The following is a 10,471-nucleotide window of genomic DNA, read 5'->3' on the forward strand; positions in this document are numbered from 1 at the left end:
ACCTTGCCGGCAGCACGGACCTGCTTGACCAGCTCGATATATTTCTCGCGGATCAGGAGCGAGCGGACCTGCTCCTTGACGGTGTCGAATGCCGGCGGCTGCTGGGTGCGCTTGTCTTCGACCTTGATGATGTGCCAGCCGAACTGGGTCTGCACCGGCTCCTTGGAATAGGCACCGATTTCAAGGGCGAGTGCGGCCTTTTCGAACTCCGGCACCATCTGGCCGGGGCCGAAGAAGCCGAGATCGCCACCGGAGGTCTTGCCGCTCGGGTCGGTGGTGTTTTCATTGGCGAGCTTCTGGAATTCCTCGCCGCCATCGAGCTTCTTGATGATCGCATCGGCCTCTTCCTTGGTCTTGACCAGGATGTGGCGGGCATGGACTTCGTTGACCGGCTTCTGGGCCGCGATTTCCTTGTCGTAGCGGGCGCGGATCTCGTCGTCGGTGATCTTGCCGGCGACTTCCTTTTCAACCAATTCGCCATGCAGGGCGCGCTGGTCGAGGAAAGCCAGGCGGCGCTGGAAGTCAGCGTCCTTGTCGAGGCCCTTTTCGACTGCCTGGGCAGCCATCAGCCTGATCTCGATGATCGACGACAGGGCAGCGGCACGGCGCTGTTCGGGCGGCAGGTTGCCGAACTGCTGGCCAAGATCCTGCTCGGCGAGCGTAATGTCGGCCTCGGTGACGTTCTCGCCATTGATGGTGGCCACGATCGCATTCGGATCGACAGGAACAGCAGCGGGAGCCGCGGTCTGGGCTGCGGGCGCAGCTTCCTGCGCGACTAGTGGCAGCGACGACAGCGCCACGAGACCGGCTGCAAGTCCGAGACTGGCAAGCGAGGCGCTACGGAACGAAAAAGGCATCTAAACTCTCCGGTGGGGATGACCGCGCTTCCAAATCAACCTAAATGTGGCGGAATTTGGCGTCTTCGGCAGGCTCTCTGCGACGTTGACATAAGTTGTGCCCCCTCTTATCTGTCCATCGTCTTCGCGTCCAGAACCGTTTTCCGGGCGCTTTTCGTGTTGAACCTGCCACCGCGTTATCCTCGGTAGGTTCGGCCGGCGGACAGTCGGCTTCATTCGAATTGAAAGGGCCACTTGATGGTCAGTCTCGGCGGTCTCGCCCGTAAGATTTTCGGTTCCTCCAACGACCGCCGTGTCAAGTCGACCCGGCCCCGGGTGGAAGCGATAAACGCAATGGAAAATGAACTGCAGGCGCTGACCGACGACCAGCTTCGGGCGCGGACCGAGCAGTTCCGCCAGGATATCGCCAATGGTGCCTCCCTCGATGACCTGCTGATCCCGGCATTCGCCACTGTGCGCGAAGGTGCCAAACGCGCGCTTGGCATGCGTCCCTTCGACGTCCAGATGATCGGCGGCATGGTGCTGCACGGTCGCGGCATCGCCGAGATGCGTACCGGTGAAGGCAAGACGCTGGTCGCTACCTTGCCCGTCTATCTCAATGCCTTGACCGGCAAGGGCGTGCACGTCGTTACCGTCAACGACTACCTCGCCAGCCGCGACGCCGAATGGATGGGCCGGCTCTACAAGTTCCTCGGCCTGTCGGTCGGCATCGTCGTCCACGGCCTGTCCGACGAAGAGCGCCGCGCGGCCTATGCCTGCGACATCACCTACGCCACCAACAACGAACTCGGCTTCGACTATCTGCGCGACAACATGAAGTATGAGCGCGCCCAGATGGTGCAGCGCGGTCACTTCTTTGCGATCGTCGACGAAGTCGACTCGATCCTGGTTGACGAAGCCCGCACGCCGCTGATCATTTCCGGTCCGCTCGAAGACCGTTCGGAAATGTACAACACCGTCGACGCCTTCCTTCTCAACCTGATTCCGACCGACTACGAAGTCGACGAGAAGCAGAAGACCGCCATCTTCACCGAAGAAGGCACCGAGAAGATGGAGAACATGCTGCGCGATGCAGGGCTGCTCAAGGGTGAGTCGCTCTACGACATCGAAAACGTCGCCCTGGTTCACCACGTCAACAACGCGCTCAAGGCGCACCGCCTGTTCCAGAAGGACAAGGACTACATCGTCAAGGACAACGAAATCGTCATCATCGACGAGTTCACCGGCCGCATGATGCCGGGTCGCCGTTTCTCCGAAGGCCTGCACCAGGCACTCGAAGCCAAGGAACACGTGGCGATCCAGCCGGAAAACCAGACGCTGGCGTCGGTCACCTTCCAGAATTACTTCCGCATGTACGAAAAGCTCGCCGGCATGACCGGCACGGCGCTGACGGAAGCGGAAGAGTTCGGCAACATCTACAATCTCGACGTCACCGAAGTTCCCACCAACGTGCCCGTCAGGCGCCTCGACGAGGACGACGAGGTCTATCGGACGGTCGAGGAGAAATACAAGGCGATCGTCCGCGAGATCAAGGAAGCCAACACCAAGGGTCAGCCGACCCTGGTCGGCACGACCTCGATCGAGAAGTCCGAGCAGCTCGCCGAGCGGCTGCGCAAGGATGGCTTCAAGAATTTTGAAGTCCTGAACGCCCGCCACCACGAACGCGAAGCGTCGATCGTCGCCCAGGCCGGCAAGCCGGGTGCCATCACCATCGCCACGAACATGGCCGGCCGCGGCACCGACATCCAGCTCGGCGGCAACGCCGACATGCGCATTACCGAGGAACTGGCCGACATGCCTGCCGGCCCCGAGCGCGACGCCAAGGAAAAGGCGATCCGCGAGGATGTGGCCCGCCTCAAGGAAAAGGCGCTGGCCGCCGGCGGCCTCTACGTGCTTGCCACCGAACGCCATGAAAGCCGTCGCATCGACAACCAGCTGCGTGGCCGCTCCGGTCGCCAGGGCGATCCGGGCCGGTCGAAATTCTTCCTGTCGCTGCAGGACGATTTGATGCGCATCTTCGGCTCCGAACGCATGGACGGAATGCTGCAGAAGCTCGGCCTCAAGGACGRCGAGGCCATCATCCACCCCTGGATCAACAAGGCGYTGGAGAAGGCCCAGAAGAAGGTCGAGGCGCGCAACTTCGACATSCGCAAGAACCTGCTCAAATACGACGACGTCCAGAACGACCAGCGCAAGGTGGTGTTCGAGCAGCGCCTCGAGCTGATGGACGCGACAAGCCTGACCGAGATCGTCGGCGAAATGCGCCAGGACGTGATCGACGATCTCGTCACCAAGCACATTCCCGAGACGGCCTATGCCGAGCAGTGGGATGTCACCGGCCTCAAGGAAGGCGTGATCCAGTATCTCAACCTCGACCTGCCGATCGAAGAATGGGCCAAGGAAGAGGGCATCGCCGACGAAGATATCCGCGAGCGCATCACCACAGAGGTCAACAAGGCAGCAGCCGACCGCGCCGAGCGCTTCGGTCCCGACGTCATGACCTATGTCGAACGCTCGGTCGTGCTGCAGACGATCGACCATCTGTGGCGCGAGCATCTGGTCAATCTCGACCATTTGCGCTCGGTCGTGGGTTTCCGTGGTTACGCCCAGCGCGATCCGCTCAACGAATACAAGGGCGAGGCCTTCGAACTGTTCCAGGCGATGCTTGGCAATCTGCGCCAGGCAGTCACCGCGCAGCTGATGCGCGTCGAACTGGTGCGCCAGGCCGCCGATGCTCCGCCACCGGAAGCGCCTGAAATGTTCGGTCATCATATCGACGGCACGACCGGCGAGGACGATTTCGGCGAAGGTTCGGTTGCCGTGCTGGAGGATGCACGCGTTGTTGCTGCCGAAGACCGCGACCCCAACAATCCCTCGACCTGGGGCAAGGTTTCGCGCAACGAAGCCTGCCCTTGCGGCTCGGGCAAGAAATACAAGCACTGCCACGGCACATTTGCCTGATCGCAGGAAGGCTTGAAAAATCAGCGGCGACCCGACAGGTCGCCGTTGCTGTTTCTGGAGCCTTTTTGGCTCTAGATGTGCCTGTAGTTGGCGCTATCGGCCTTGATGCCGAGCCGTGCGATCAACTCCTGCGGGTTGAAATTCGCTTCGGCGTGCATGGCCTGCACCTTGGCCTTGGCCGGCGCGATTGCCGCTTCGCTTTCCCACTCGACGATCGTGATGACGTTGTGTTCGCCTGCTAGTGACGGCTGCTCCAGCAGCATGTCCTGCAGGAAGCCCGGCTGCACCCTCAGCAGTTCGTGCGTCTGCCGGACCTTGCCGAGAAATTCGGCGCGTGCCCGATCGGGAACCGCGAACCTGTCGACCCTGTAGACGCGTTGTGCCTTGCTTGCGTTCTGATCCATCTCTCTTGCTCTCCTTGCTTCAACGGGAACGATTTGTGCGACCTCAACCAAAGTTGAGGTCAAGTGCAATTCGCAGGTCACCGTAGAATTTTTGAAGCAGCTCAGAACTGCTCGTTGTTTGCCAGTTCGATGAGATTGCGCAGCGCAGCCACGCCCAGGCTATTGATGTGCTTGCGCCCGAGCGCGATGTCGATGCGCATGGCGATCGCATCGGCGTCGGCGCCGCGCAGGTCGGCAAGCCGCTCGATGYCGATTTCTTCGAGATAGCGGATCATCGTTGGTCCGATCGAATAGGCGCGCAGCATCGATCGGCGTTCGTCTTGCGAAATCATGTCACCTCCCCTGCCCCAAAACTGCCGTCCAACCGTTTCTTAATGGCTCTCAACTACATGCTGTCAGCGAAAACCGCGGAAGATGGAGTGTTTGGGTGCGTTTTTCCGCAGCGATGACGGCTGAGCGGTGGTTGCCGGGGCGGATTGCCTCGCGCGTCACGCCGTTGTTGCGCCGCGTCGATGCGATACTGTTCAGCGCCGACGGACGCGGCGAAGCCGGCCGCATGTCGCTCATTGCCTTTGCCGTTCGCATCGTCAGTGCGGCCATCGCCTTCGTCAGCCAGGTGCTTCTGGCGCGCTGGATGGGCAGTTTCGAATACGGCATCTTCGTGCTGGTCTGGGTGACCATGGTCATCGTCGGCTCCCTGTCGTGCTTCGGCTTCCACACCTCGATCATCCGCTTCATCTCCGAATACCGCGAAAAAGGCATGCTCGCCGAATTGCGCGGCGTGCTTTTGGCCAGCCGGCTTTTCGTGCTGGCTGCCTCCACCGTCATCGCAGCCATCGGCATCGCAGGCGTCTGGCTTTTCTCCGGCAGGATCGAAAGCTACTACGTCGTGCCGTTCTTCCTCGGCATGTTCTGCCTGCCGATGCTGGCGCTGTCGGACGTCTTGCAAGGACTGGCGCGCGCCAATGCCTGGGCATTCCAGGCGCTGGTGCCGACCTACATCGTGCGGCCGGTGTTGATCCTCGTCTTCATGGCGGCAGCCGTGATGGCAGGGTTGGCGCCAACGGCCGAAACCGCTGTCATCGCCTCGATCGCCGCTACCTACGTTACCACGCTTGCCCAGTTCGCCCGTGTCACCTCGCGCGCCGACAAGCGCATCCCGGCAGGCCCGCGCAATATCCGGCTCGGCTACTGGCTCCGCATCTCGCTGCCGATCTTTCTGGTCGAGAGCTTCTTTTTCCTGCTCACCAATGCCGATGTGCTGATGGTCGGCTTCTACATGGACCCCGACAAGGTCGCGATCTATTTCGCTACGGTGAAGACGCTGGCGCTGGTCCATTTCGTCTATTTCGCCGTCAAAGCCGGCGTTGCGCAGCGTTACGCGCAGATTGCCCATAGCGAGCCGGAAAAGCTGGCCGGCTTCGCCCGCGAGACGGTTGCGTGGACGTTCTGGCCGTCGCTCTTGATGGGATTGCTGGTGCTGTTGTTTGGCCAGCCGCTGATCGGCATGTTTGGCCCGGGCTTCGATGAAGGTTATCCGCTGCTGTTCCTGCTGGTGGCGGCAGTGGTCGCGCGCTCGGCGGTCGGGCCATGCGAAAGCCTGTTGACGATGAGCKGCTACCAGAACGTCTGCGCCATGGTCTATGCCGCAACCCTTGCCCTCAACATTGGCCTCAACGTCGTCTTGATCCCCACGCTCGGACTGTGGGGGGCTGCGATCGCCACCTCGGCTGCGATGATCTTCGAGGCCACGGCACTTTCATTCACCGTATGGCGCGCGCTCGGCATCGTCATGGTCCTGTTCATCCCTGTCCGACGCACGCCGGAGAAAGCCTGATGGCGGCCATCCCGCTTCTCGAAGAGACCAGTGGCGGCCCAGCAGGGTCGATGATCGCCGGCATCGCCGGCGTTCCAGCCGACGTCGCCGATCTTGCCCATCTTGAATTGACCGCCAGCGAGCGGCCGCTCAGACGGCTTGCGATCTATCCGGCGTCCGCCGGCTTCGACCTTGTCGAGGAACTCGACCACCTCTGCACCCGCACCATCGAGCCCAACGTCTTCTTCAATCCGCGCTTCCTGGCACCAGCTATGCCCAGGCTCGAAGACCGCGAGGTGCGCCTTGCCGTCATCCGCGACGGCACCGAATTCCGTAGCCGGCTCAGGCTGCTTGTGCCCTATTCGGTCGAACGCCCGGCGATACCGCTCGGCGTGCCTGTCATGCGGACCTGGTCGAGCCCGTTCGGCCCGCTCGGCACCCCGCTGCTCGACCGTGATGACCCCGAAGGCGTGATCGCCGATTTCTTCGCCATGCTGGCAAGACCCCATCTCAAGCTGCCGAAGGTGTTCGTGCTGCCCGACATGCGCCTCGACGGTGCTGTGGCGCGCATGCTGAGCGCTACCGCCGAAAGCCGGGGGTTGCCGCTGGTGATTACCGGCCAGTTCGAGCGCCCTTTCCTTGAAAGCGAAGCCGAAGGCGAGGAGTATCTCAAGGCATCGCTCGGCACCCGCCACTACAAGGAATTTCGCCGGCTGGGACGTAGGCTCGCTGAGCAGGGTGTGGTCGAGCACAAGGTCGCGCGCACCCAGGACGACGTGCGCCACGCCATCGAGCAGTTCCTGACGCTGGAGGCATCCGGCTGGAAGGGCCGCCAGCGCACGGCCATGGCGATCGACCGCTACCGCGCCGCCTTCGCGCGCGAGGCGGTGCACCGGATGTCGGAACAGGACATGTGCCGCATCCACTCGCTGACGCTCGATGGCCGCACCATCGCGAGCCTTGTGGTCTTCGTCGAGGCCGGCATCGCCTACACCTGGAAGACCGCCTATGACGAGGCGCTGTCGGCCTATTCGCCGGGTGTGCTGCTGATGATGGCGGTAACCGCCCAGCACCTCGAAGACCCCAACATCATGATGACCGATTCCTGCGCGGTGCCGGATCACCCGATGGTCGGCAAGATGTGGAGCGAGCGCAAGCCGATGGGCACCTTCGTCGTCGGGCTGACGCCCGACGCCGATCGCGCCACGCGCCAGGCCGCTTCGCAGCTGCATCTCTATCGCGAGACGCGCAAGCTCGCCACCAAACTGCGCGACCGGATGCGCGGCCTGCTCAAGAAGCGCTAGGCTTTTTTCGTTTCGCGCCTTGCCCGGTCGCGAAAAATGCGGCGGATGACCTTGCCGGTGGTGGTCAATGGCATGGAATCGACGAACTCGACCTCGCGTGGGTATTCATGCGCCGACAGCCGCTCGCGCACCCAAAGCTTGATCTCCTCGGCGAGTGCGGCATCGCCCGAAACCCCATCCTTGAGCACGACATAGGCCTTGACGATCTCGGTACGCAGCGCGTCGGGCTTGCCCACCGCAGCGGCGAGCGCCACCGCGGGATGGCCGGTCAGGCAGTCCTCGATCTCGCCTGGGCCGATGCGGAAGCCGGCGGAGGTGATGACGTCGTCGTCGCGGCCAAAGAAGGCGACATAGCCGTCCTTGTCTTCGATGCCCTGGTCGCCTGTCGTCATCCACTCGCCGATGAACTTCTTCTCGGTCGCCTCGGGGCTCTGCCAATATTCGAGGAACATCACCGGATTGGGCCGGGCAATGGCGATCTGGCCTGATACGCCGGCGGGTACGCGGCGACCCTCACTGTCGATGATGGCGACGCGATGGCCAGGCACGGCCTTGCCGATGGCACCGCCACGGCTGACGCCAAGTGCAGCACAAGAGGCAAGCACCGCGTTGCATTCGGTCTGGCCGTAGAACTCGTTGACCACAAGCCCGAGCTCGGCGGCTGCCCAGTCATAGGTCTCGCGGCCAAGCGCTTCGCCGGCAGAGCCTATGCTGCGCAGATCAAGCCGGAAGCGTCTGCGGATGTCGGGCACCACCTTGAGCATGCGCAGCGCGGTTGGCGGGATGAAGGCGTTGCGCACCCTCATTTTCTCCATCAACAACAACGCTGCTTCGGGATCGAACTTGTCAAAACGGGCGGCAACCACCGGCAGGCCGAGATAGAGGCCGGGCAGCAGCAAATTGAGCAGGCCACCGGCCCAGGCCCAATCGGCTGGTGTCCACATCAGATCGCCTGGCTGCGGCAGGAATTCATGCGCCATCTGGATGCCAGGCAGATGGCCAAGCAGCACCCGATGGCCGTGCAGCGCGCCCTTGGGCGGGCCGGTGGTGCCGGAGGTGAAGATCATCATCGCAGGATCGTCAGGGCCGGTGTCTTCGGCCTCGAAGAAAGGCGAGTGGGAGGCAAGCAGGCGATGGAAATCGTCGACATTGCCACCGCCAACCACAACGATGGTCTCGAGTTCGAGTAGCCGGCCGCCGATCTGGCTCACCTTGGCGAAACCGGCCTCATTGGTGACGATCGCCCGAACGCCAGCGGTTTGCAGACGGTATTCGAGCGCCTCGACGCCGAACAGCAGCGCCAGCGGCACGGCAATGGCGCCAAGCTTGTAGATCGCGACATGAGCGATGGCCGTCTCGAAACTCTGCGGCAACAAAAGGGCCACGCGGTCGCCACGGCGCACGCCTTTGGCGCGCAGCGCATTGGCAAAGGCATTGGAGCGGCGCGACAGTTCGCCAAAGGAGAGCTTCTCCGCCACACCGTCTACGCGGTAGTCGAGCAAAGCCGTGCGTTCAGGGTCGACTGATGCCCAGCGGTCGGAGACGGCGGTGCCGATGTTGAACTTTTGCGGGATATTCCAGCGGAAGTCGCGGTAGAGGGCGTCGTAGGTGTCGCGCCGTTCGAGCATGGACGATCGTCTCCGCTCCTCCGCGAGTGGACAGGCTTTGTCGCGTAGCCCCTGCCCCCACGACCCGTCAAGTGGGAGCGAGTAGCGTGTCCTTGCCCCTAACTGACGCGGCGACGCTTTCGTGATAAAAAACTGCCCTTGATCTATTGAAAAGGGGAACGCCATGAAGTCGAAGACTTTGTTGTATGCCGCCCTTGCGGTCGCCCTCGGCATAACTGGCACTGTTGTCGCCAATAAGATCATTGGGAACGGAATCGAAGCCGCCGGTGACAAAGGCATTAAAGTTGCCAACAAGATCATTGGCAATGGCTACAAGGACGATCCTGCCGCGTGCGAGGATGTGACCGCTGGCTCCAATTGCGAACAATCTACGGTATCAAAGACTGGGCAACAGCCGACCCCGGCGAAGCCGGCTGCTGCGGCAATGACGGCTACGAAGCCCAATTGACGTAAGTTCGCTGTCCGTTGACCAAGATGACAAGTGCACCTCTCGTGGTGACCCAAGAGGTGTGGGTTTGGTTGTGCGGAATATTCTGGAAACAGCGACCAACGGGCCGAGCCTAGTAGCCTGGGACCGCCAGATCAGAACCAAATATCATGGCTTCGGCCTGCGGATGCGGCGAAGAACGCTTCCGATTTTGTTCCGCGCTTGCGTTCTATACCGACCGAAAAGCCCCCTGGAGCTTGTCTTGCGCGCGAAATCGTAGCGATCGTTGAGGATGGCTTTGCCAGTCGGATCGGCGCTGGAAGCGATCCTCTGTCCAAGCGCCAAGKCACCCAGCATCATGCTGCGCTCCAGCGCGTGAGCCAGCGTGCAGTCCACTTGCCCGTCCTCGGCTTCGAAATCGCCACCTTGGAAATTGAGATCGATGATCGGCTGGAGGGCAGCGCCGCGAGCCATGAACATGGTTCCGGCAAAAAAGCCCGCCTCAAGAACCTGTTGCTCGGTCAATCCCAGGCGAGAGCCAATGGACAAGACCGCAGTTCGATTCCCGCCAATATACTTGGTTACAGACAGAAAATGGCCGTCAGGCCCGACTATCCCCAAGGAGGGGTCGCTCGTGAAGGCTCTGATCGAGCGTTCCAGTACATCCGGACGAAGGAGGGCTTCAAGCATGGCGCGGCGCCAAGTATCACCGTCCGCCCGATGCGATGATTTCTTGGTGTGAACCTTGACGACAAGGTCGAAACCTTCGGCGCAGACTGCAGGAAATATCCGCAGGAAAGGAAGAACGTCGCGACCTCGATTCTCAGTCACTTGAAGGGCAAAGACTCGGCCACTTGCGTCGAGCCGCGAACGTGCGGCCGCCTCGCGATCAGGTACCGTCGTTACAAACAGCTTGTGTCGCGCAGGAAGAGCTCGCACGAGGTCGAGGATCTCGTCGAACGTATCCATGTGGAATGCATGGATGACTATCGCAACCTTGAGCTCGTCATGCATGCGCGACGCCTTGTCCTTGGCCAATACGTCCCTCGATGCAATGCCGCGATGGCATCGTCA

General features: G+C 61.8%; 9 protein-coding genes. 4 read left to right on the forward strand and 5 right to left on the reverse strand.

The annotated features are described in order from the left end of the window. Positions 1-857 (reverse strand): peptidylprolyl isomerase (locus AC1DWF_RS26875; protein ID WP_476842248.1); only part of this gene is annotated, 857 nt, incomplete at its 3' end. Positions 858-1,094: 237 nt separating this feature from the next. Here AC1DWF_RS26875 and secA point away from each other — a divergent pair. Further along, entirely contained in the window at positions 1,095-3,818 is a 2,724-nt protein-coding gene (gene secA / locus AC1DWF_RS26880; RefSeq protein WP_476842249.1) for a preprotein translocase subunit SecA, read from the forward strand. Between the two features lie 71 nt (positions 3,819-3,889). On the opposite strand, the gene AC1DWF_RS26885 is transcribed toward secA, so the two are convergent. Both AC1DWF_RS26885 and AC1DWF_RS26890 read right to left on the reverse strand, forming a co-directional pair. Next, a complete protein-coding gene (locus AC1DWF_RS26885; RefSeq protein WP_476789213.1) occupies positions 3,890-4,222 on the reverse strand; it encodes an antibiotic biosynthesis monooxygenase family protein in 333 nt (110 codons plus the stop codon). A gap of 101 nt (positions 4,223-4,323) precedes the next feature. Next, positions 4,324-4,554, reverse strand: a complete 231-nt coding sequence (locus tag AC1DWF_RS26890) for a hypothetical protein (RefSeq protein WP_476842250.1) — start codon at positions 4,552-4,554, stop codon at positions 4,324-4,326. A 95-nt stretch (positions 4,555-4,649) separates the two neighbouring features. Between AC1DWF_RS26890 and AC1DWF_RS26895 the strand changes: the two genes are divergently transcribed. Both AC1DWF_RS26895 and AC1DWF_RS26900 read left to right on the forward strand, forming a co-directional pair. Continuing rightward, on the forward strand, positions 4,650-6,059 hold the full coding sequence (locus AC1DWF_RS26895) for a lipopolysaccharide biosynthesis protein (protein ID WP_476842251.1): 1,410 nt from the start codon (positions 4,650-4,652) through the stop codon (positions 6,057-6,059). Beyond that, positions 6,059-7,342, forward strand: coding sequence for a GNAT family N-acetyltransferase (locus AC1DWF_RS26900; protein ID WP_476783887.1), 1,284 nt, complete (start codon positions 6,059-6,061; stop codon positions 7,340-7,342). Before AC1DWF_RS26895 ends, AC1DWF_RS26900 begins: the two co-directional genes overlap by 1 nt. On the opposite strand, the gene AC1DWF_RS26905 is transcribed toward AC1DWF_RS26900, so the two are convergent. Further along, complete coding sequence (locus AC1DWF_RS26905) at positions 7,339-8,970, reverse strand: AMP-binding protein (protein WP_476783886.1); 1,632 nt, start codon at positions 8,968-8,970, stop codon at positions 7,339-7,341. The genes AC1DWF_RS26900 and AC1DWF_RS26905 overlap by 4 nt on opposite strands. A gap of 163 nt (positions 8,971-9,133) precedes the next feature. On the opposite strand from AC1DWF_RS26905, the gene AC1DWF_RS26910 reads away from it, so the two are divergent. After that, positions 9,134-9,418 carry a hypothetical protein gene (locus AC1DWF_RS26910; protein ID WP_476783885.1) on the forward strand — a complete coding sequence of 95 codons (285 nt, stop codon included), beginning with the start codon at positions 9,134-9,136 and terminating at the stop codon, positions 9,416-9,418. A gap of 147 nt (positions 9,419-9,565) precedes the next feature. Here AC1DWF_RS26910 and AC1DWF_RS26915 read toward each other — a convergent pair whose 3' ends face one another. Beyond that, positions 9,566-10,435 (reverse strand): rhamnan synthesis F family protein, encoded by an 870-nt coding sequence (locus AC1DWF_RS26915; protein ID WP_476842252.1) that lies wholly within the window; start codon positions 10,433-10,435, stop codon positions 9,566-9,568. Positions 10,436-10,471: the final 36 nt, after the last annotated feature.

This window comes from Aminobacter sp. P4_D5 (genome assembly GCF_056401815.1).

Bases quoted from the DNA above. Each gene is read 5' to 3' on its own strand.
- AC1DWF_RS26885 (WP_476789213.1), bottom strand. From the start codon at position 4,222: ATGGATCAGAACGCAAGCAAGGCACAACGCGTCTACAGGGTCGACAGG.
- AC1DWF_RS26900 (WP_476783887.1), top strand. From the start codon at position 6,059: ATGGCGGCCATCCCGCTTCTCGAAGAGACCAGTGGCGGCCCAGCAGGG.
- AC1DWF_RS26905 (WP_476783886.1), bottom strand. From the start codon at position 8,970: ATGCTCGAACGGCGCGACACCTACGACGCCCTCTACCGCGACTTCCGC.
- AC1DWF_RS26910 (WP_476783885.1), top strand. From the start codon at position 9,134: ATGAAGTCGAAGACTTTGTTGTATGCCGCCCTTGCGGTCGCCCTCGGC.